Below are 21,459 nucleotides of genomic sequence, written 5' to 3'. Positions count from 1 at the left end.
CGAGCACCTGTTGTTCTTCCCTACATCCGTTCGGGCTGAGCTAGTCGAAGCCTGGCTCCGCCGCTCCCTACAACGTCACGCGCATCGCCTCTAGTCTGTCCATGTCCACTACCAACTCCCTCGACGTTCTGATCCAGGCGCTGCGCCGCTTGCCCGGAGTGGGGGTGAAGTCCGCGCAGCGCATGGCGTTTCATCTGTTGCAGCATGATCGTGAGGGGGCTCTGGCGCTGTCTCGGGCACTGGGGGAGGCGGTGGGTACGGTGCACCACTGCACGCGCTGCCATACGTTTACCGAGGCGGAAGTGTGCAGCACGTGCCTGGACCCTGATCGCGACGCCACGCGCCTGTGCGTGGTCGAGACACCGGCCGATCAATCGGCTCTGGAGCGCACCGGGGCATTCAAAGGGCTGTATTTTGTGTTGATGGGGCGGCTCAGTCCGCTGGACGGGGTGGGGCCCAAGGAGATCGGTCTGCACAAGCTGATGGAGCGCGCTACCGATGGCACGGTGCAGGAGGTGATCCTGGCGACCAACTTCAATGCCGAGGGCGAAGCGACGGCCCATGTGATCAGCGAGGCGCTCAAGAGCCGGGGGCTGCATGTGACTCGGCTGGCGCGTGGCGTGCCGGTAGGCAGCGAGCTGGAGTACGTGGATTTGGGCACGATTGCCCATGCGCTGGTCGATCGGCGGTGAGATTGCTATCGTGATGCACGCAAAGCGTTCGCAGACCGGCAGTTGGTCCACCGCCTGCGGCTAGAATACTCTCAAATCAATAGCTGCTAGCGATTGTGTATCAAGCGCTAGAGCCCTAAAAGGCTTGAAATATGAATACCACCATGCACGTTGCTCGGTTTACGGTGGCCTACTGGTGCGTTCTGATTGCGGCCCTGTTGCCCATCTGCTGTGCATGGCTGGCCAAAAGTGGCAGCATTGGCAAGTCGCGCAGAGAGGGCGGTTTTGACAACCGCAACCCCCGGGCCTGGATGGCGCAGCAGACCGACTGGCAGGCGCGAGCCAACGCGGCACAGGCCAACAGCTTTGAAGCCCTGCCGTTTTTTATCGGCGCAGTCATCATTGCGCACCTGCTGGGTGCAGGGCAGACACTTTTGGACATCCTGGCATTTTTGTATGTCATGTTGCGCATCTTCTACATCCTGATGTACGTGTCAGACATGCCCACCGCACGCAGCGCGCTGTGGGCAGGGGCCTTTCTGGTCAACATTGCCATCCTGTTTATTGGCTATCGTTGACGTCTGGCCCTTCGGTAGCGCGGGTTTCGGCCAGTCCTGCGGCGCACCCGCGTCGGCTGTTGCCTGCGCGTAAAAACGCTCATACGTAGAAACCCGCAGGGGCTCACCCTGATGCAGGTTTTCGGCCTTTGAGGCACGATTGTTGCAATGCAGCATTGCGTTTTCGTTGCCCATCTTCCTCCCCCTTGATTCCGTGACTTCTCGTTTGCTCAGCCGCCGTGCCTTTGTCACCGTGTCTGCCTTGTCGGCAGCCACGGCAGTCACGATTGGCGCGCCCGAACTGCGGGCACAGACGGATGGGGTCGCGCCTTTGGGCCGCGTCACGGTGGCGGTGGGAGGGCAGGGCGTGCTCTATCACCTGCCTTTGGCATTGGCAGATCAGCTGGGTTATTTCCGCGCTGAGGGGCTGGATGTGACGGTGCGCGACTTTTCCGCCGGGGCGTTGGCGCTTCAGGCCGTGCAAGAGGGCGTGGCCGACGTGTGCTCGGGGGCGTTTGAACACACCATCCGTCAGCAAGTGCGCGGGCAGTCGTACCGGTCGCTGGTGGTTCAGGGGCGGGCACCACAACTGGCGCTGGGCGTGTCGTTGCGGGCGTTGCCGGCTTACAAGGACCTGGGTGATCTGGTGGGGCGGCGCGTGGGTGTGTCATCGGTCGGGTCTTCCACCCATCTGGCGGCCAGCCTGCTGCTGGCGCGCGCTGGCATCGGTCCCCGTGATGTGTCGTTTGTGGGTGTGGGCACGGGCACGGCCGCGATGAACGCGTTGCGCGCCGGGCAAGTGCACGCGCTGTGCCATGCCGACCCGCTGATGACCCTGCTGGAGCAGAAAGCGGACATGCGCATTGTGGGAGACCTTCGATCGCTCAAGGCCTCGCAGGAGATGTTTGGTGGCGCCATGCCGGCCAGCTGTCTATATGCGCCCCAGGCCTTCGTGCAAAAGCAGCCCTCCCAGGCACAAGCGTTGGCCAACGGGGTGGTGCACGCGCTCAAGTGGTTGCAGACGGCAGCGCCCGCAGACCTGGTCAAGGCAGTGCCCGCTGGTTTTCTGCTGGGAGACCGGGGGCTTTACCTGGCCGCATTCGGCCGGGTGCGCGAAACCTATTCCACCAACGGGCAGATGCCGGAAGAAGGTGCCGCCACCGCATTGCGTGTGATGTCGCGTGTGCACCCCGAAATGGCCGATGCCAAGGTCGATCTGCCGCGCACCTTCACGGATGAGTTCGTGCGCAAGGCACGGCAGAAGTACAACGTCTGAGGTGGGCAGCCCCGTACACACATTGGGTGGACAGTTTGCTTTGTTTTCGTGTCGGGAAGACGGCTTACGCCGACTGACGTCCGAGATGCCTTAGCCTTGGCGCCCCAAACACCTATTCCACAAGGATCCCTTTATGTCTCTCAACCTCAGCATCGGCCCGCTCGTCTCCTTGATCGCAGGCATTCTCATCTTGATCATGCCGCGGTTGCTCAATTTCATTGTGGCGATCTATCTCATCATCATGGGCGTGCTGGGCTTGGCTGGCATGAGCGCACTCAGGTTGTAGGCAGCCAGCCCCAAGGCAGCGCCCGCAAAGCCCATTAGCGCCGCTTCACCTTGGAGGGCGTGCCCCCTTTGCGTGCGGACGCGGCGGGGCGTTTGCTGCCAGCCGTTGATCGGGACACCGCGCGACGGGTATTGGCACTGGCCTGACGCACGGGCAGGTAGACAACCACTTGCTGTCCCACCTTGAAGGCTGCGTTGGCCCGCACGTCGTTCCAGTCGGCCACATTGGCGGTTGCCAGCTTGTAGCGGCGTGCGATGCTGGCGACCGTCTCGCCTTTACCAGCGCGCACGGTGGTGCGGCGCGTGACCACTTCGGGTGTAAAAGCCAGTTGCCCGTTGTCAGCCAGATGGGAGGACACGTCCTGCCGTGTGGTGGTGGACCGCGGCACCATTAGTGCTGAGCCTGCCTTGATCAGCATGCGCGGTGGAATGTCATTGATCTTGCGCAGATCGGTCTCGCTCATGCCCGCGCGTTGGGCGGCATCAGCGACCGTCATGGTGGAGGGTACGGACCAGACCGTCCAGCTGGCGTATTGCCCTTCTTTGCGCGCTTCCAGGTTGCGCTGAAACACCTTGGCGTTGTCCCACGGCAGCAGGATCTGCGGCGTGCCTGCTGCAAAAATCACAGGGCGGTTGAAGGACGGGTTGAGTGCACGAAAATCCGCCTCGCGCACATCGGCCAGCGTGGCTACAAGCGCCACATCAATGTCGTGGGTGATGTCCACCGTCTGGAAGTACGGGTGGTTTTCAATCAGCGGCAGTTCGGTCTTGAACGCTTCAGGGTTGGCCACGATATTTTTTACCGCCTGCAGCTTGGGCACGTACATGCGGGTCTCTGCAGGCATGTTCAGCTCGGTGTAGCCGGTGCCCAGCCCCAGTTTCTGGTTGCGTGCAATGGCTCGGCCCACGCTGCCTTCGCCCCAGTTGTAGGCGGCAAGCGCCAAGTGCCAGTCGCCGAACATGCCGTGCAGCTTTTGCAGGTAGTCCAGTGCGGCGCGGGTGGATGCCAGCACGTCGCGGCGGTCGTCCCGGAAGGCGTTTTGCTTGAGGTCAAAGTAGGTGCCGGTGGCGGGCATGAACTGCCACATGCCGGCTGCCTTGGCGCTGGACACCGCCTGAGGATTGAACGCGCTTTCAATGTAGGGCAGCAGGGCCAGCTCGGTCGGCATGCCGCGGCGCTCCAGCTCTTCGACAATGTGGAACAGGTATTTGCTTGAGCGCTCGGTCATGCGCTGCATGTAATCGGGCCGTGTGGCGTACCACTGCTCGCGGTCCGCCACCAGTTCATGCTGCAGGTCGGGCATCGCAAAGCCGCGACGGATGCGATCCCACAGATCGGCGGGGGTGGACAGCGCCGCAACCTCTCCACTGGACGCCCGAGCCAGCGAAATGGGCTGCAGGGGGCCATTGGGATACACGGGGGTGTGGGGAGCTTGGGGCGGCGGGCCGCTGGGGCCCGCGGGAGGCGTGGTGCTTGCAGTGTCGCTCTGCGATGGACCGGTGGTGGCGCAGCCTGTGAGCCATAGTGCGCTGGCCAGGCAGGCAATGTGCAAAATTTTCATCGAAACTCGTTTTTCCATTGACGCAGCGCGGCCAGTACCGCCACTGCGTCGTCTTGATGCACCTGCGCGTCGTAGCCGCGGGCGGCCTGGGCCACCGCAGTCTGGCGCACACGCAGGAAGGGGTTGATGTCACGCTCCAGCGCCATCTGCGAAGGCAGCGTGGGCAGGTTCTGCGCACGCAGCGCTTCGCAACTGCTGGAGTAGTGGAGCAATGCGGCGTTTCCGGGTTCCACGGCCCGCGCAAATTTCAGGTTGGACAGGGTGTATTCATGCGTGCAGCACACCCGCGTGTCGCCGGGCAGGGCCGACAGCTGATCCAGCGAGTCGAGCATTTGAGCGGGCGTGCCCTCAAACAACCGACCACAGCCACCCGAAAAAAGCGTGTCGCCACAAAACAAAAGCGGCGCACCGTCCATCTCGGGGCAGTAGTACGCGATATGGCCTGCAGTGTGCCCAGGCACATCCAAAACCGAAAAGTGCAGGCCCAGTACCTCGACCGTGTCACCTTGGGCAAGGCGCACCAGCGGCTCCGGGATGTTCTCCCGCGCGGGGCCATAAACCGTTGCGCCGGTGGCATGCCGCAGGGCGTCCACACCACCCACATGATCTGCGTGGTGGTGCGTGACTAGAATGGCTTGCAACGTGAGGTCCAGGCGCTTCAACGCTTGCACCACAGGCGCGGAATCCCCCGGGTCTACAACAATGGCTTGGCTGCCGTTGTGCAGCATCCAGATGTAGTTGTCGGAGAAGGCGGGCAGTGGCAGCAAGTTCATGAGCGATCAAATTATAGGTTTGCACCACTGGTTCGATTCCCCGCCGGGCCGCTACCTGCTCGCGTGGGAGCAGGCGCGCTTCGACGAGGCGGTGGCTGATATCTTTGGTTACCACAGCCTGCAGCTGGGAATGCCGCTGCTCGACGGCCTGCGCACCAACCGCATGCCCCACCAGTGGCTGGCCTTGGGGCAAGAGGCGGTGGATGGCTCCATCGCGTTTCTGGAGACCGGTAACGGCGACGGCCCCTTGCAACGCAGGGCGGTGGATCTGCTCACCGAGCCGGTGGCCTTGCCGTTTCCTGAGGCGAGCCTGGACCTGCTGGTTCTCCCCCACACCCTGGAGTTGAGCATAGACCCCCACGCCGCGCTGCGCGAGGTGGAGCGCGTGCTGGTGCCAGAGGGGCGTGTGGTCATCAGCGGCCTGAACCCCACTAGCCTGTGGGGCCTGCGCCAGCGGCGCGCCCGTGTGTATCAGCGGCTGGGCAAAGGCACGCTGTATTTGCCCGACGTGGGGGAGTTCATTGGCTACCGCCGCTTGCGCGATTGGCTCAGGCTCTTGAGCTTCGAGGTCGAATCAGCCCAGTTTGGCTGTTATCGTCCAGCGGTACGCAGCACCCAGTGGCTTGATCGTTTTGGCTGGATGGACCCGCTGGGAGAAAAATGGTGGCCCATTTTCGGGGCCGCATATTTTCTGGTGGCGGTGAAGCGGGTGCATGGCATGCGCCTGATGGAGCCGGGCTGGCGCACGCAGCGCCAGCGCGCAGCCGCTACCGTGCCCATCGCCAACCGCGCTCCCACGGCGGGTGCGGTATCTACAAAACGCAGGGGCCAGTGATCCATTGGCGGGGCGACGGCTGCGGCCCATGCCCCGTCAGACCCGCCGCTGTCCTCAAGCACTTTACAAACCTCGTTGACAGGAACACAGATTGAATCAGGTCGAGATATACACCGATGGCGCCTGCAAGGGCAACCCTGGCCCTGGAGGCTGGGGCGTGTTGCTGCGGTCAGGCCCCATCGAAAAAGAGCTTTTCGGCGGCGAGTTGGGCACCACCAACAACCGCATGGAACTGCTGGCAGTCATCGAGGCGCTGGCGGCCCTCAAGCGGCCGTGCGCCGTCACGCTGTACCTTGACAGCGAATATGTGCGCAAGGGCATCACTGAATGGATTCACGGCTGGAAAGCCCGCGGGTGGCAGACAGCGTCCAAACAGCCGGTCAAGAATGTCGAACTTTGGAAGCGCCTGGATGCTTTGGTCAGCACCGGCGGGCATCGTATCGAGTGGCGGTGGGTCAAGGGACATTCGGGCGACCCTGGCAATGAGCGCGCCGACGGGTTGGCAAACAAGGGCGTCGACAAGGCTTTGGGTCGGGCCTAGGAGTCTGCGCGGCAGAAGGAGCATCGGCTGCAACGCGCGATAAACCGGTCTCGCGCGGTACTACCTCCCGCGCCCAGGTGCCCACCCTGGGCTTGTCGGTAGCACCACGCGATCCTCGGTTTTCGCGCGTTTCGCTTCGATGCCTTCTGCCGCGCAGACTCTTGGCTGCGTACCGCAAGGGCAAATTTGCACCCAATCGGCCCGGCCGTGCGGCAGGGCGGTCCCCTGTCGGGGCCCTTTTTTTGTGCATCCGGCGTTTTGAGGCGCCAAGGTGTAACCGAGGCATAGCTCCTGGGGTCTTACCAAGCATTGCAGCGGCACACGACACACGCTGATACATTGGTCGACTGCCTTTCCACCCCACCCGACTTCATTGATCCATGGCGTCTAAAAACAGAACGATCGTTTTCGCTGTCATCGGCATCGCTGCCGCATCCGGGGCCGCCTGGTGGCTGCAAAAGCCCAGCCAGGCCCCGCGCACCGAAGCGTCGGCTACCGCCAGCAGCTCCCCTGCAGGTGGCGCTGCTCGTGGCGGGCAGCAAGGGGGTGGTGCTGGGCGCCCACTGGCGGTGGAGGCTGTGGCCGTCAAGCAGATGGCCCTTCGCGACGATGCGGAGGCTGTGGGCAGTTTGCGCTCGCGCCAGAGCGTGGTGTTGCGGCCTGAGGTGAGCGGCCGCATCACGCAGCTCAACTTTCGCGATGGCGAGCGCGTGCGACGTGGGCAGATGCTGGTGCAGTTTGACGACCAGTTGCCCCTCGCACAGGTGCAGCAGAGCCAGGCAGAGCTGTCCATTGCCCAGGCCAACCACAAGCGCAACCAGGAACTGGTGGCCCAAGGCTTCATCAGCCAGCGTTCGGTGGATGAGAGCGCTGCCAACATGCAGGTGGCGCAGGCCAAACTTGCGCTGGCGCAGGCCACGGCGTCGCGCCTGAAGATCCTCGCCCCCTTCGATGGCATTGCAGGCATTCGAGGCGTGAATGTGGGTGACTATCTGAAAGATGGCGCGGACATTGTCAACGTCGAAGACATCGATGCCGTGTACGTTGACTTTCGCCTGCCTGAACGGCTGCAAAGCAAGGTCCGCACGGGCCAGACTGCCCAGGTGACTTTTGATGCGCTGCCCGGTATGCGCTACCCCGCAGTAATACAGGCCATCAACCCGCAGATCGATGCGGACGGCCGTGCGGTGGAGGTGCGCGGTTGCATCGACAACCGCCGCATGCAATTGCGCCCTGGCATGTTTGCCCGCGTGACCACCGTGTTTGCCGAACGCGCCGACGCCCGCGTGATTCCTGAAGAAGCCGTTGTGCCCGATGGCGCCAGCCCCTATGCGCTGAAGATTGTGGATGGCAAGGACCCAGGCACTCGCGTGACCTTGCGCACCCCCGTCACCCTGGGTGCCCGCCTGCCGGGCTTGGTCGAAGTGGTGGAGGGTTTGAACACCGGCGATCTTGTGGTTTCTGCGGGCCAGCAACGCGTGCAACGCGACGGAACGGTGGTGCGGGTGGTAGAGCTGGGTGCCAACAGCGCGAGCGGTAGCAATGGCGGCAACTCTCCAAGGCCCGCAGCCCGCGCAGCATCGGGCCCTGCGGGCGGTGGGCCGGTGGCGGATAGTGTGGCGCCTGCCAATGGTGATGCGAGTGGCGCAGCTGTGGGTGCCGGCGCGGTAGCAACTCAAGCTGCCGCAGCTCCATCTGCGGCCCCGCCAGCACGGCCTGCGGCGGCCATGGTCACCCCGCTGCCCGGCCCCAATCCTTGCCAGCTTGCTGGCACGTCTAGCCGGTCCACTCCTGGGGTACCTGCCACCCGCCCCGCCGCCCAATCTGTTGCGCGGCCACCGGCATGACACATGAATGACTATTGCAGTCCGTTGTTCTCTCCTCTGACGCCCCTGTACTGCCATGCAACTCGCTGAAATTTCGATCCGCCGCCCGGTGTTCGCCACCGTGCTGTCGCTGCTGGTGCTGCTGATTGGCGCGGTGAGTTTCACGCAACTTTCGGTGCGCGAATACCCCAAGATCGATGAACCCGTGGTCACCGTCAGTGTGCGCTACGCGGGCGCGTCTGCCGAGGTGATCGAGTCGCAGGTCACCAAACCGCTCGAAGACTCCATTGCGGGCATTGATGCTGTGGACGTGATCACCTCCATCAGCCGTGCGGAGCAAAGCCAAATCAGCGTGCGCTTTCGCCTGGAGAAAGACGCCGACAACGCCGCCGCCGAGGTGCGCGACCGCACGGCCCGCGTGCGCAACCGGCTGCCCGACGCTGTGGACGAACCCGTGATCGCCAAGGTCGAGGCCGACGCATCGCCCGTGATGTGGCTGGCCTTCAGCAGCGAAACCCGCAGCCCTCTGGAGATCAACGACCTGGTCAACCGCATCGTCAAGCCTCGCCTGCAAACCGTGACCGGCGTGGCCGATGTGCCCATCTATGGCGAGCGCAAATATGCCATGCGTGTATGGCTGGATCCCGAGCGTTTGGCGGCCTACCGCCTGACCACCCAGGATGTCGAAGACGCCATCCGCCGCAACAACCTGGAGTTGCCCGCAGGGCGCATCGAATCGCAGCAGCGCGAGTTCAGCGTGACCTCGCAGACCGACCTGTCCACGCCCGCACAGTTTGCCAATGTGGTCATTCGCACCGTCAACGGCTTCCCGGTGCGCATCCAGGACGTGGCCCGTGTCGAAGAAGGGGCCGCCAGCGACCGCAGCCGCGTGCGCCTGAACGGCCGCGATGCCATCTCGGTCGGCGTGATCCGCCAGGCCACCGCCAACCCGCTGGAGCTGTCGCAGGGTGTGCGCGCGATGTTGCCCACGCTGCAGGCTGACCTTCCGAAGGACATCGGCATCGACATTGCCAACGACAACTCACTGTTTATCGACCGCTCGATCAAGAGCGTCTACACCACCATCGCCGAAGCCGTTGTGCTGGTGGCCCTGGTGATTTTTGTGTTCCTGCGCACCTTCCGCGCGTCCATCATTCCCATCATCACGATCCCGGTCAGTCTGGTGGGCAGCTTTGCGCTGATGTCGCTGGCGGGGTTTTCGATCAACACGCTCACGCTGTTGGCGCTGGTGCTGGCCATTGGCCTCGTGGTGGACGATGCCATCGTGATGCTGGAGAACGTCTACCGCCACATCGAAGAGGGCCTGGACCCGTTTTCTGCCGCAATCAAGGGCGCGCGGGAGATCGGCTTTGCCATCGTGGCCATGACGTTGACCCTGGTGGCGGTGTATGCGCCGCTGGCCTTTACCCCGGGGCGCACCGGCCGCTTGTTCATGGAGTTTGCGCTGGCGCTGGCGGGGGCGGTGGTGGTGTCGGGCTTTGTGGCGCTGACGCTGTCGCCCATGATGTGTTCGCTGCTGCTTAAGCACAACCCCACACCCAATTTGTTTGACCGCTCCATGGAGCGCTGGTTGACTGCGCTGTCCAACGCCTACGGCCGGCTGCTGCGCTGGCTGGTAACGGCCCGCTGGTCGGCCAAAGGAAGCAAAGGCAGCGAGCGTGGCGGCGTGCGCGGGGCCATATTTCAGGCCCGCTGGATCGTGGTGGCCGTGATGGCCGTCAGCGGTGCAGCACTGGTGGTGGTGTACCCCAGCATGCGGCAAGAGCTGTCGCCGTTGGAAGACCGGGGCACCATTTTGGCCAGCGTCACTGCGCCCGACGGAGCTACGCTGGACTACACCAACCGCTATGCGCTGGAACTGGAAAAAATCGGCCGCGACTACCCCGAGTTCGACCGTGTGTTTGCCAACATCGGCAACCCCACCGTGGCGCAGGGCAGCGTGATCTACCGCACCGTGGACTGGGAAAAGCGCGACCGCACCACGCTGGAGCTGGCCCGCGAGCTGCAGCCCAAGGTGTCCAGCCTGCCTGGCGTGAACGCCTTCCTCATCACGCCGCCATCGCTGGGGCAGGGCTTTCGCTCGCGGCCGCTGACCTATGTGATCCAGACCTCGGACAGCTATGAGAACCTGAACCAGGTGGCCACTGCGTTCATGACCGAGATCGCCAAAAACCCCGGCATCGTGGGCCCCGACGTGGACCTGCGCCTGAACAAGCCCGAGCTGCGCATCGAGGTCAACCGCGAACGCGCTGCCGACCTGGGCGTAGGTGTGGATGTGGTCGCCAAGGCGATTGAAACCATGCTGGGCGGCCGCACCGTGACCCGCTACAAGCGCGACGCCGAGCAGTACGACGTGATCGTGCAGACCGCAGCGCGGGGCCGCACCACGCCCGAGAACATCGACGCCATCTATGTGCGGGGCCGCAACGACGCGATGATTCCGTTGTCCAGCCTGGTCAACGTGCGCGAGAGCGTGAGCCCGCGCGAGCTGAACCACTTTGGCCAGCGCCGCTCGGCCACCATCACGGCCAACCTGTCGGCGGACTATTCGCTGGGCGAGGCGCTGACCTTCATGGACACCACGGCGGCCAAGGTGCTCAAGCCCGGCTACACCACCGACCTGAACGGCATCTCGCGCGAGTTCAAGAGCTCGCAGGGCGCCCTGGGCATCGTGTTTGTGCTGGCGCTGGTGTTCATCTTTTTGGTGCTGGCGGCACAGTTCGAGAGCTTCATCGACCCGCTGGTCATCATGGTGTCGGTCCCGCTGTCCATGATTGGCGCGCTGCTCGCGCTGAAATGGAGCGGCGGCTCCATCAACGTGTATTCGCAGATCGGCCTCATCACCCTGGTGGGGCTGATCACCAAACACGGCATCTTGATCGTGGAGTTCACCAACCAGCTGCGCGAGCAAGGCATGGAGATGGTGGACGCGCTCGTCAAGGCCTCGACCCAGCGCCTGCGCCCCATTTTGATGACCACTGGCGCCATGGTGCTGGGCGCTATTCCGCTGGCACTCGCCTCTGGCGCAGGGGCTGAAACCCGCATGCAGATCGGCTGGGTGATTGTGGGTGGCATGTCGCTGGGTACCTTGCTCACCATCTTTGTGGTGCCCACCATGTACACGCTGTTTGCGCGCAAAGTGGTGCCCGGTGCCAACACCACCGTGGCGGTGGAAGAGCTTCAGCATCCGCTGCACCCGCAGGGGCACGAGTACGTCGCCAAATAGCTTCTGCGCGTGTCAGCACGCGGGCCGGTTGCAAAAAAAGAAGCCCCATCGGGGCTTCTTTTTTTGTCAGGGTTTGGCGTGAAGAGGTTCAGGCGGGTGCCGTGATGGCCTGCACGGCATCCAGCACTTCCTGCTGCGCCTGGGGGCGCACCAGTCGCGCCACCTCTTTGCCGTCTTTCATGAACACCAGCGTCGGCCAGAGCTTGACGCCAAAGGTTCGCCCCAGGCGCTGTCCCGGTCCGTCTTCCACCTTGACGTGTGCCACCTCGCTACGGTCCTGCAGCGCCTGCTCGATCAGGGGCTGTGCGCGCTGGCAGTGCCCGCACCAAGGGGTGCCGAATTCGACGACGGTGGCGCCGGGCAGGCGGTCCACGTCATCGCGTGAGGGAGGCTGGGCAAGGTGTTGGGCAGCGTAGGGCATTGTGTGAATCGCTTGTGATTGTGGGCGAGCAAGGTTGTTTTTCAGATTACTCCTGCGGCAGACGGCATGCACCAGCCTGCTGCGCATTGCCGTGTCAGATCACGCCGTCAAACACCATCACATCCACCGCGTCGCCCACCGCCACATTGCCTTGCCCGTGGTGCAGCACGATGAGCCCGTTGGCCTGCACCATCGAGCTGAGAACGCCCGAGCCCTGGTTGCCGGTGGTGCGCACCTGCAGCGTGCCGTCGGCCGCAGTGGTGACGGTGCCGCGCTGGTATTCGGTACGGCCCGGCTTTTTGCGCATTGCCTCGGTACTGATGGCGCGCAGCAGCGGCGGGGAGGATTGGGTGCTGCCCATCATGCGCAGCAGGGCGGGGCGCACAAAGGCCAGAAACGTCACCATCACGGCCACGGGGTTGCCGGGCAGGCCGAACAACACCGCGCCGTTGTTGGATGAGTTGATATCATTTTGATAGCTGCTAGCGCTTGATGGATAAGCGCTAGAGGTCAATTTGGCTTGATTTTCTGGGGCGGCAATGCGCCCCACGGCCATGGGGCGGCCGGGCCGCATGGCGATGCGCCAGAAGGCCACGTCGCCCAGTTTTTTCATCATGGTGCGGGTGTGGTCAGCCTCGCCCACGCTCACGCCGCCGCTGGTGATGATGGCGTCCGCGCGCTGCGCCGCGTTGCGGAACGCGGCCTCTAGCAATGGTGGCTCGTCGCGCACCACGCCCATGTCGATCACCTCCACGCCCAGGCGCGTGAGCAAGCCGAACACGGTGTAGCGGTTGCTGTCGTACACGGCGCCTTCGCGTGGGGGCTCGCCCAGGCTCAGGATCTCGTCACCCGTGGAGAAATACGCCACGCGCAGGCGGCGGAACACCGTCACCGTGGGCAACCCCAGGCTGGCGACCAGGCCCAGAGCGGCGGGCGTCAGCAACTCGCCACGGGCCAGTGCCACGTGGCCTTCCATGATGTCTTCACCCTTGAAGCGGCGGTTGTCGCCCGTCTTGAGCACATCGGCCGCGATGGTGATGTGGCCCTCGGCCGCAGCGGCCGTGGTGAACTCCTGGGGCACCACAGTGTCCAGCCCCGTCGGCATGATGGCGCCGGTCATGATCTTTACGCACTCTCCCGCCGCCACAGTGCCCGCCCAGGCCTTGCCCGCCAGCGCTGTGCCCACTACGCGCAGCGTGACGGGCTGGCCTGCCACCAGTTGAGCGCCTGCAAACGCATAGCCATCCATGGCCGAGTTGTCGTGCGGCGGCACGCTGATGGGCGAGACCACGTCCTGTGCCAGCACGCGGCCCAGAGCGTCGAATATGGGGAGCTCTTCGGTAGCAGTGACAGGATCGACCAGCCGTTCCAGAAACGTGTTCACATCGGCGGCGCTCAGGGCCTGGGGGTCGTAGCCTTGCAGTTCGGCGGCAATCTGGGCAATGGTTTTCATGGGGTTCAGTTGCTTTTAATCAGTCGTGCAGCACGCGCACCATGTGCAGCTTGTCGAAGCCCACACCGTCCACCACGATGGCGTTGGGCAGCAGGCCCCAGGCGCGGAACCCAGCCTGCTCGTACAGCCGCACGACGTGGGTGTTGGATGCCGTCACCGTCAGCACCAGCTGCGTCAGCCCAGGTACGCGGCGGGCAGCCTCTACGCAGTCGGTCACCAGTTGCTGACCGATGCCCTGGCGCTGCGCACGGGGCGCCACCATCATGCCCACCACCACGGCACAGTGGCGTTGTTTGATGCGCTGCTCGCGCTCGCAGCCCAGGCAGCCGAGCAGTTGGCCTGCGTCGTCAAACGCACCCAGGAAGAACTGGCCGGATTCCAAGGTGCTAAAGCGCGCTACATTTTCGCTGGCGTCCCGGCCCACACAGGATTCGTAGTCGGATGTGAACGCATCGGGCGAAGTGCGCAGCGCTTCGTCGCGAAGGGTTTTGTATGCCACGGCGTCTGCGGCCACCAAAGGACGGATTTGCACCGCACCGGCGACCGTAGCAGGCGTATGCGATGTCATCGCAGTGAGGGTGCTATCAAGCCTGCGGCGTGCTCGCGCTTTCCAGCGCGTGCAGCTCGGCCAAGGTGTTGGCGTTGAAAAACGCCTTGGGGTCGTCGCCCGGCTGGTCAAACGGCACGATGGCGCAGTGGTGCTGGCCGGTCCAGGCGTCGATCTTGCGGCCACCAGCCTGGGTGAAGGCCACCAGGCTTTCGAGCAGGTCCACGCGCAACAAACAGAACACGGGCTGCGGCCGCACGGTGATGTGGCCTGCACCATCGTCCTCGGGCGCAGCCGCCATGGCCAAGTCGGCGTTTTGCTGCTCGGCCGCGGCCATCAGGCGCGAGGCCAGGTCCAGTGGGAACAGGGGCGTGTCGCATGGCACCGTCAGCAACCAGGGCGTTTCGCAACGCTCCAGCCCGGTCAGGAAGCCTGCGAGCGGGCCCGCATAGTCACTCAGCACATCAGGCCACACGGGCGCGCCAAACGCCTCATAGGCTGCCAGATTGCGGTTGGCGTTAACCATGCTCGCACCGGTCTGCATCTGCAGCCGCATCAGCGTGTGCAGCGCCAACGGTAGGCCACGAAAGTTTTGCAGGCCTTTGTCCACGCCGCCCATGCGGGAGCCGCGTCCACCTGCGAGGACGAGGCCTGTGATGTCTTGGGTTTGGATCATTGGGGTTGTTCTCAGAAGTTCTGGGCAGCATTGCCGACAAAGGCAGGTATCGCATGCCACCGCCCCGAGGGCAGGGGCAAGGCGCGTTGGCTACCCTCCGATGTAGCTCATCTCCACCCTTCGGCCACCGCCCTGCGTGGTGTCCGCAGGCAGGCTGCTGCGCAGCTCTGAATAGCGGTCGGCGCGCTGCTGCCAGATGGGGGCGATGGCCGAGGCAATGGCTTCGTCGCTGGCACCTCCGCGCAGCAGCGTGCGCAGGTCGTAGCATTGGCTGGCAAACAGGCACAGGTAGAGTTTGCCCTCGGTGGACAGCCGCGCGCGGTTGCAGTCGTGGCAAAAGGCCTGGGTCACGCTGCTGATCACGCCGACTTCGCCCAGCGCGGGGTCGTGTTGACCTTGTGCATTGGCATAACCCCAGCGCTCGGCGGTTTCGCCGGGGCTGCTGGGGTCTAACTGCACCAGTGGCAGCTCGGCGCGCAGGCGTTTGATCAGCTCGGCCGAGGGCAGCACTTCGTCCATGCGCCAGCCGTTGGTGGCGCCCACGTCCATGTATTCGATGAAGCGCAGCGTGGTGCCTGTGCCGCGAAAGTGGCGTGCCATGGGCAGGATTTCGTGGTCGTTGGTGCCGCGCTTGACCACCATGTTGACCTTGATGTGCGACAGGCCTGCCGCGTGCGCGGCCTCAATGCCCGCCAGCACGTCGGCCACCGGAAAGTCCACATCGTTCATGCGGCGAAACACGGCGTCGTCCAGGCCATCGAGGCTCACGGTCACGCGGTTCAGACCCGCGTCTTTCAGCGCTTTGGCCTTCCGCGCCAGCAGCGATCCGTTGGTGGTCAGCGTGAGGTCGGGCGCCAGGTTGTCCACCGTGCGCAGTTCAGCCAGTTGCGCCACCAGCGCTTCCAGGTTCTTGCGCAGCAGGGGCTCGCCACCGGTCAGGCGGATCTTGCGCACGCCATGCGCGAGGAATAGGCGCGCCAGCCGCGTGATCTCTTCAAAGCTCAGCAGCGCGCTGTGCGGCAGGTAGGGGTAGTCCTTGTCGAACACTTCCTTGGGCATGCAGTAGTTGCAGCGGAAGTTGCAGCGGTCTGTGACGCTGATGCGCAGGTCGCGCAACGGGCGGCCGCGCGTGTCGGTGAGCAGGCCGGTGGGCGCCACCGCGTGCTGGGGTACCCGAGCCACCAGCGAGGCCAGGCGTTCATCGACCAGCGGGATCACGCGTTCAGACATGGGCGGTCTCAGTCAGCGGGGCGGTGGCAGGGAAGGGGCGCATGCGCCGCATTTTCTCACTCAAGCCAGCGCACGTTCTGCAGGACTTCGTCGAAGAAGCTGCGCAGCGTCAAGGTGCTCATGCTGAACGGGTCGAATTCTGCGCTGCTGGAGTATTTGAGGAACAGCTGCCGGTTGGCCTCCACCGACCCCAGCAGTCCCATCGACCAGCTGGAAAAGCGGCGGTGCGGGATCTCAGCAAAGTCCAGCACGGCCGTGTCTTTGTGGCGAGAATCCTTGAGCAGGCGGTGGTACAGCGCGTTGACGGCAGCACGGTCGCCCTCCAGCTGCTGCAGGAAGATGCCATGGTTGAGGCACAGCGCGCCGGTGACGCCTGCGCGGGCGTTATTGCGCTGCGATGCGGCCAGAATGTCTTTGACGTCTGCAGGGCCCAGCACGCGGGATGCGCGGCTGGCGTAAGTCAGTTGTATCAACATGTTTTGCCTCCTGAGCTGCGCAGTGTGTCAGGTTTGGCAGGACAGAGCGGGCGCGGGCGCCAATGACCCCTTTGGATGGGCCTCGGCGCGCCGGCCCAGAGTTTTGTTATACGCAGCGCCCGCCGTCCACTTCAATGCACACGCCGTTGATGAAAGCGGCTTCGTCGCTTGCCAAGTACAAGGCGGCGTTGGCCACATCCAGCGCGGTGGAAAAGCGCCCCAGCGGTATGGTCGCCAGAAACTTGGCGCGGCGGGCATCGTCCACCGGGCCCCCTGCAAACTCGGCGGCCAGGCCGGTGTCGGGGTTGAACACGGGGTTGATGCAGTTCACGCGGATGTTGTCGGGCCCCAGCTCGGCCGCCATGGACTTGCTGGTGATGATGACGGCGCCCTTGGAGCCGTTGTACCAGGTCAGGCCCGGGCGTGGGCGCAGCCCGGCGGTGGACGCGATGTTGATGATGCTGCCGCCCCCGGACTGGCGCAGCGCGGGCACAGCGTGGATGGCCGACAGGTAGATGCTCTTCATGTTGATGGCATATACCTTGTCGAACTCGTCCTCGCTCACCTCCAGCATGGGGCGGTTGCGGTGCGTCCAGCCTGCGTTGTTCACCACCACGTCCAGCTGGCCATACCGGCGCACGGCTTCATCGACCATGGCCTTGACTTCGGCGGACTTCGTCACGTCGGCCTTGAAGAAGGCTGCGGTGCCACCGGCTGCCGTGATCTCGGCCACCACGCGCTGGCCACCGGCTTCATTGATGTCGTTGACGATGACCTTGCCGCCCTCGGCCGCCAGGCGCTTGGCGATGCCCTCGCCAATGCCGTTGCCGGCGCCGGTGACGATGATGGATTTGTTCTGTGCGCGCATAGGGTCTCCGATGGATGTATTGGGGAAATCAAATTTGATAGCTGCTAGCGCTTATGTATCAAGCGCTAGAGGCCAATTTGACTGAAATTTCTGGGGTGGGCGGCTGCGGGGCACTGCCCGAGGCGCCGGTGCCGACTGCAGGCGCTTGCGGCACCCGGCCATAAAACTGCGGAAAGAATTCCTTCACGCCATTGCCATTGAAGTCCCAGCCGGTGCACTGGCCCAGGTGGCGGGGCGGCTCGTCGGGGTTGCTCGACGAAAAAACGGCGGGCACCGACTGAAACGCGGCCGTGGCCAGGTTGAACAGCAGCTCACGCAGATGCGTGCAGCTGGCGACGCCGCCCAGGTGCTTCTGGATCGCCTGGCGCCAGCCGCGCGCCATGCTGCAGCCCACCATCTGTTGCAGCGCGGCCTGGGCCTCGGTGCAGCCTTTGAGCGGGTGCGAATCCATGGCCACATCAATGGCCTGCACGACCAGCTGGCGGTTGACCGTGACGCGCAGCCACATGTGGTGGATGGGTTCGCCCGCCAGTCGCTGTTTGTTGGCGTCGCGGAAGGATGTGGCGTCGTAGGCCTTGCTGTCGTGCAGCTCGCCTTCGATGTCCCACAGGCCATCGTCGCGTTCAAAGCCCTGGTAGTTCACCCGGCGGACATGTTTCAGGGTGCGGGGGGCGGGGGGGCTCAGGGGCATGGAGAAAATTACAGGCGTCGTACAGAAGGACCAGAGGTTAGCGGTGCAAGGCCGTGCCGTCGCGCGCGGGCGTGACACCACCGGGACCACCGGGGCGCAATCAGCCGTACTTGATGGCGACGGTTTTCAAGGTGGTAAAGCCGTACAGCGCTTCAAAGCCCTTTTCGCGCCCGTAGCCGCTCGACTTGACGCCGCCAAACGGCAGCTCCACACCGCCCGCCGCACCGTAGTTGTTGATGAACACCTGGCCGCTGTGCACGCGTTTGGCCATGCGGAACTGGCGGGCGCCGTCGCGCGTCCAGATGCCAGCCACCAGGCCGAACTGCGTGGCGTTGGCCAGCTCCACCGCGTGGTCCTCGTCCTGAAACGCCATGGCGCACAGCACGGGGCCAAAGACTTCTTCCTGTGCCAGGCGGTGGTTCACCGGCACATCGCGCAGCAAGGTGGGCGCCTGGTAGTAGCCGGTCTCGGGCGCTTCATCCACCACCACGCCCTGGCCCACCATAGGGATGCCAGCAACCTGCGCGTCCGACAAAAAGTCCCACACGCGCTGCTGCTGCGTCTGGCGGATCAGCGGGCCCACGTCCAGGTCCATGGCGGCGGGGCCGACGCGCAACTTGTCAAAGGCCTTGCCCAGGCGTTCGAGCAGCGGTTCATAAATCAACGAATCAATCAGCACGCGCGAGCCCGCCGAGCAGGTCTGCCCGGCGTTCTGCACGATGGCGTTGATGACCACGGGGATGGCGGCATCGAGGTCCGCATCGGCAAAGATGATCTGCGGGCTCTTGCCACCCAGCTCCAGCGTCACGGGGCAATGGCGCTCTGCGGCCACCTGCTGGATCAGCGTGCCGATCTTGGGGCTGCCGGTGAAGCTGATGTGGTCGATGCCGGGGTGGCGCGCCAGCGCGTCGCCCACCTCGTGGCCATAGCCGGTGACGATGTTCAAAGCGCCCGATGGGAAGCCCACCTCGGCCGCCAGTTGTGCCACGCGGATCAGCGACAGGCAGGCGTCTTCGGCCGGCTTGACCACGCAGACGTTGCCCGCCGCCAGGGCGCCGCCCACGCTGCGGCCAAAGATCTGCATGGGGTAGTTCCAGGGGATCACATGGCCCGTGACGCCGTGGGGCTCGCGCCAGGTCAGCACGCTGTAGCCGTCGGGGTAGGGAATGGTCTCGCCGTGGAACTTGTCGCACGCACCGGCGTAGAACTCGAAGTAGCGCGCCAGCGCAATTGCATCGGCCCTCGCCTGTTTGGTGGGCTTGCCGCAGTCGCGCTGTTCCAGCGCGGTCAGCTCGTCGGCATGCTCCAGGATCTTGGCCGACAGCTTTTGCAGCAACCGGCCACGCTCCACCGGAGCCAGCTTTTGCCACACGGCGTTGTAGCACTGACGAGCCGCGTGCACCGCCGCATCGATGTCGTCGGCGTTGCTGCGCTGGATCTCGTCGAAGGTCTGGCCGTCGGACGGGTCGATCACAGGGATCGTGCGGCCCGATGACGATGGCATCGAGGCGTTGGCGATGTAGTTCAGTTGCATGGTCGTCATTTTGCCCGGAAATGGAATGTGTTCTTAGTATTTAAGATAAAAGTGCCGCTAGCGCTTATGGATAGAGCGCTAGTAGCTACACATTTGATAGTGATTCAATGGCAGGTGGCCCGCAGCGCGGCCAGGTCCAGAATCTCCACCTCGCCGCGCTGCACACGCACCAGGTGGCGAGACTCCAGGTCCTTCAGGATCTGATTGGTTGTCTGGCGCGAGATGGCCAGCATCAGCGAAAGCTGCTCCTGTGAGATGGACAGGACACGGCGCGACTGGCCCTCGGCCGTCCACTGGCCGTAGCCCTCGGCCATCATCACCAGGCGGCGTGCCAGGCGCTGCGGCGCGGGCAGCAGGGCCAGCTCTTCCATCGCCACAAAGGCTGATCGCAGCTTGTCCGTCAGCAGCAGCGCCAGCGCGTGCCAGTGCTCGGGGTGGGCCTGCAGCCATGCCTGCAGCCGCTCGTGCGGCACCTGCAGCAGCGTGGTGGGCTCGGTGGCGTGGGCGTCGTGTGTGCGCGCGGAGTTGTCGAACACCGAGATCTCGCCAAACCAGTGCGGCGGCTCCAGCCGGATGAGCAGCGCCGCTCGCGCCTCGTCAGCCCGCCCCCCGGTGCCCGAGATGCTGACTGCGCCACGCACCACTGCATACAGCCCGCAAGGCGCATCGCCGCGCAGAAAAAGCACCTCTCCCGTCTGCAGATGCCGCACCTGCGCCATCGCCAACAGGGGCTGGGCAAAGTCGGGTGGCAGGTGGGCAAACCAGCGGCCGGACTGGAGAACAGGCAGATAGGCGGAGGCGTCGGTCATGCAGGGGGCGGTTGTAGGTGTGTGCTGAGTGAGCGGGGCGTGGTGTTTTGTCGTGTGCACGACAGACGTTGGCGCCGCGGCAGAGCGAGTATTGATGCTGCTCAAAACAATACCAGGAGACACCCATGAAAACCCTGATCGACCACCTGGCCCAGTACGCCGCCTACCACCGCGACCCGCGCAACATCCACACCCATTTTGTGGGCGTGCCCATGATCATGTTTGCCGTGGTGGTGCTGCTGTCGCGCCCCACGTGGCAGATGGGCGACCTGCCCATGAGCCCTGCGCTGCTGGCGGCCCTGGCGAGTTGTTTCTTCTACTTCCGGCTCGACTTTCGCTACGGTGTGACGATGGCCGCGCTGCTGTCGGCCATGCTGGTGGGCGGCCAGTGGCTGGCGGTGCAGACCACCGCGCTGTGGCTGGCGTCGGGCGTAGGGTTGTTTGTGGTGGGCTGGGTGATCCAGTTTGTGGGGCACTACTACGAAGGGCGCAAACCGGCGTTTGTGGATGACTTGATGGGGCTCATCGTGGGGCCGCTGTTTGTGGTGGCAGAACTAGGGTTCGTGGTGGGGTTGCGCAAAGAGGTACAGAAGGCGATGGAGGAGCGTAGCGGGCCTGTGCGGGTGAGGTCGGGGCGGGCTGTGGTTTGAGGTGGGTCGGTCTTTTTTGCTGAGCGGTGCGCTGGTTTGGGTGGGGACTTTTTTTAGGGCGGAGGCCGGGACTCGCCCCGGCGGGCGAGGTACTTGTTCTTTGCTTCGCCAAAGAAAAGTACCCAAAAGAAAGGCGACCCCCAGTCTGCGACCCCTTCGCTGCGCTACGGGGCAACCTGCGTCGGGGCGGTTGCGGGGTGCGCCGCAGAACTCACTTCGCGCCTTTAGCGCTTCGTTCAAACAACTGCGGCGAGCTAGACCACGATGCTGACGTGTCCTTCGGCACATCCGCTCACCCCGCAACCGCCCCGCCGCAGGCGCAGCCAGCAGGGGGTGGGACAGCCGAGCAGCCGAACAGCCACACGGGCCTTTGCTTCGCTCGGCTTGGCAGTCGCGGCGCTAAGCGCCTGCGCGTTCGGGGCCGAGCGCAGCGCAGCGAAGCAATGGCCCGTGTGGATGTCCGATCCCCGGGTTCCCTTCAGGATGCGCCGAGGAGCGCAGCGGCCAGCGATAAGGGCTCGCGATTGTCTG

21 protein-coding genes are annotated in these 21,459 nt (G+C 64.3%); 9 read left to right on the top strand and 12 right to left on the bottom strand.

Annotation, left to right across the window (positions count from 1 at the left end; translation table 11 throughout):
* Positions 1-101: 101 nt before the first annotated feature.
* The 4 genes from recR (at position 102) to ACK4OE_RS02015 (ending at position 2,790) form a co-directional block, all read left to right on the top strand.
* Positions 102-692: a recombination mediator RecR gene (gene recR / locus ACK4OE_RS02030; protein WP_409882667.1), complete on the top strand. Its 591-nt coding sequence runs from the start codon at positions 102-104 to the stop codon at positions 690-692.
* A 131-nt stretch (positions 693-823) separates the two neighbouring features.
* On the top strand, positions 824-1,249 hold the full coding sequence (locus ACK4OE_RS02025) for an MAPEG family protein (RefSeq protein ID WP_409882666.1): 426 nt from the start codon (positions 824-826) through the stop codon (positions 1,247-1,249).
* A 193-nt stretch (positions 1,250-1,442) separates the two neighbouring features.
* A complete protein-coding gene (locus ACK4OE_RS02020) occupies positions 1,443-2,504 on the top strand; it encodes an ABC transporter substrate-binding protein (protein ID WP_409882665.1) in 1,062 nt (353 codons plus the stop codon).
* 133 nt (positions 2,505-2,637) lie between these two features.
* The gene (locus ACK4OE_RS02015) at positions 2,638-2,790 is read left to right on the top strand and encodes a DUF3096 domain-containing protein (protein ID WP_409882664.1); all 153 of its coding nucleotides are present in this window, start codon (positions 2,638-2,640) and stop codon (positions 2,788-2,790) included.
* 34 nt (positions 2,791-2,824) lie between these two features.
* On the opposite strand, the gene ACK4OE_RS02010 is transcribed toward ACK4OE_RS02015, so the two are convergent.
* Positions 2,825-4,351 carry a transglycosylase SLT domain-containing protein gene (locus ACK4OE_RS02010; RefSeq protein WP_409882663.1) on the bottom strand — a complete coding sequence of 509 codons (1,527 nt, stop codon included), beginning with the start codon at positions 4,349-4,351 and terminating at the stop codon, positions 2,825-2,827.
* Positions 4,348-5,124 (bottom strand): hydroxyacylglutathione hydrolase, encoded by a 777-nt coding sequence (gene gloB, locus ACK4OE_RS02005; RefSeq protein ID WP_409882662.1) that lies wholly within the window; start codon positions 5,122-5,124, stop codon positions 4,348-4,350. The genes ACK4OE_RS02010 and gloB overlap by 4 nt, the downstream gene beginning before the upstream one ends.
* Between gloB and ACK4OE_RS02000 the strand changes: the two genes are divergently transcribed.
* The 4 genes from ACK4OE_RS02000 (at position 5,123) to ACK4OE_RS01985 (ending at position 11,573) form a co-directional block, all read left to right on the top strand.
* Entirely contained in the window at positions 5,123-5,959 is an 837-nt protein-coding gene (locus tag ACK4OE_RS02000) for a class I SAM-dependent methyltransferase (RefSeq protein WP_409882661.1), read from the top strand. The genes gloB and ACK4OE_RS02000 overlap by 2 nt on opposite strands.
* A gap of 91 nt (positions 5,960-6,050) precedes the next feature.
* The gene (gene rnhA / locus ACK4OE_RS01995) at positions 6,051-6,500 is read left to right on the top strand and encodes a ribonuclease HI (RefSeq protein WP_409882660.1); all 450 of its coding nucleotides are present in this window, start codon (positions 6,051-6,053) and stop codon (positions 6,498-6,500) included.
* Between the two features lie 380 nt (positions 6,501-6,880).
* Positions 6,881-8,347, top strand: coding sequence for an efflux RND transporter periplasmic adaptor subunit (locus ACK4OE_RS01990; protein ID WP_409882659.1), 1,467 nt, complete (start codon positions 6,881-6,883; stop codon positions 8,345-8,347).
* A 55-nt stretch (positions 8,348-8,402) separates the two neighbouring features.
* Positions 8,403-11,573 (top strand): efflux RND transporter permease subunit, encoded by a 3,171-nt coding sequence (locus ACK4OE_RS01985; RefSeq protein WP_409882658.1) that lies wholly within the window; start codon positions 8,403-8,405, stop codon positions 11,571-11,573.
* Between the two features lie 88 nt (positions 11,574-11,661).
* Here the strand turns inward: ACK4OE_RS01985 and ACK4OE_RS01980 are convergent, their stop codons facing one another.
* From ACK4OE_RS01980 to ACK4OE_RS01935, 10 genes are all read right to left on the bottom strand, one after another.
* Complete coding sequence (locus ACK4OE_RS01980) at positions 11,662-11,994, bottom strand: thioredoxin family protein (protein WP_409882657.1); 333 nt, start codon at positions 11,992-11,994, stop codon at positions 11,662-11,664.
* Between the two features lie 94 nt (positions 11,995-12,088).
* Complete coding sequence (glp, locus tag ACK4OE_RS01975; protein WP_409882656.1) at positions 12,089-13,447, bottom strand: gephyrin-like molybdotransferase Glp; 1,359 nt, start codon at positions 13,445-13,447, stop codon at positions 12,089-12,091.
* Between the two features lie 19 nt (positions 13,448-13,466).
* Complete coding sequence (locus tag ACK4OE_RS01970) at positions 13,467-14,015, bottom strand: N-acetyltransferase family protein (RefSeq protein WP_409882655.1); 549 nt, start codon at positions 14,013-14,015, stop codon at positions 13,467-13,469.
* 16 nt (positions 14,016-14,031) lie between these two features.
* On the bottom strand, positions 14,032-14,670 hold the full coding sequence (mobA, locus tag ACK4OE_RS01965) for a molybdenum cofactor guanylyltransferase MobA (RefSeq protein WP_409882654.1): 639 nt from the start codon (positions 14,668-14,670) through the stop codon (positions 14,032-14,034).
* A 90-nt stretch (positions 14,671-14,760) separates the two neighbouring features.
* Entirely contained in the window at positions 14,761-15,900 is a 1,140-nt protein-coding gene (gene moaA / locus ACK4OE_RS01960; RefSeq protein WP_409882653.1) for a GTP 3',8-cyclase MoaA, read from the bottom strand.
* Between the two features lie 56 nt (positions 15,901-15,956).
* The gene (locus tag ACK4OE_RS01955; RefSeq protein ID WP_409882652.1) at positions 15,957-16,376 is read right to left on the bottom strand and encodes a BLUF domain-containing protein; all 420 of its coding nucleotides are present in this window, start codon (positions 16,374-16,376) and stop codon (positions 15,957-15,959) included.
* Between the two features lie 106 nt (positions 16,377-16,482).
* Positions 16,483-17,244 carry an SDR family oxidoreductase gene (locus tag ACK4OE_RS01950; protein ID WP_409882651.1) on the bottom strand — a complete coding sequence of 254 codons (762 nt, stop codon included), beginning with the start codon at positions 17,242-17,244 and terminating at the stop codon, positions 16,483-16,485.
* A 58-nt stretch (positions 17,245-17,302) separates the two neighbouring features.
* Positions 17,303-17,935 (bottom strand): DUF2889 domain-containing protein, encoded by a 633-nt coding sequence (locus ACK4OE_RS01945; RefSeq protein ID WP_409882650.1) that lies wholly within the window; start codon positions 17,933-17,935, stop codon positions 17,303-17,305.
* 100 nt (positions 17,936-18,035) lie between these two features.
* A complete protein-coding gene (locus tag ACK4OE_RS01940) occupies positions 18,036-19,469 on the bottom strand; it encodes an aldehyde dehydrogenase family protein (RefSeq protein WP_409882649.1) in 1,434 nt (477 codons plus the stop codon).
* A 104-nt stretch (positions 19,470-19,573) separates the two neighbouring features.
* Positions 19,574-20,278: a Crp/Fnr family transcriptional regulator gene (locus tag ACK4OE_RS01935; protein WP_409882648.1), complete on the bottom strand. Its 705-nt coding sequence runs from the start codon at positions 20,276-20,278 to the stop codon at positions 19,574-19,576.
* Positions 20,279-20,403: 125 nt separating this feature from the next.
* On the opposite strand from ACK4OE_RS01935, the gene ACK4OE_RS01930 reads away from it, so the two are divergent.
* Positions 20,404-20,928 carry a DUF962 domain-containing protein gene (locus ACK4OE_RS01930; protein WP_409882647.1) on the top strand — a complete coding sequence of 175 codons (525 nt, stop codon included), beginning with the start codon at positions 20,404-20,406 and terminating at the stop codon, positions 20,926-20,928.
* The last annotated feature ends 531 nt before the right edge of the window (positions 20,929-21,459 follow it).

This window comes from Acidovorax sp. (assembly GCF_046314175.1).
Taxonomy (GTDB): Bacteria; Pseudomonadota; Gammaproteobacteria; order Burkholderiales; family Burkholderiaceae_C; genus Acidovorax.
Note: the sequence above shows the minus strand (reverse complement) of the source record. Positions and strands in the feature narration are given on the sequence as shown.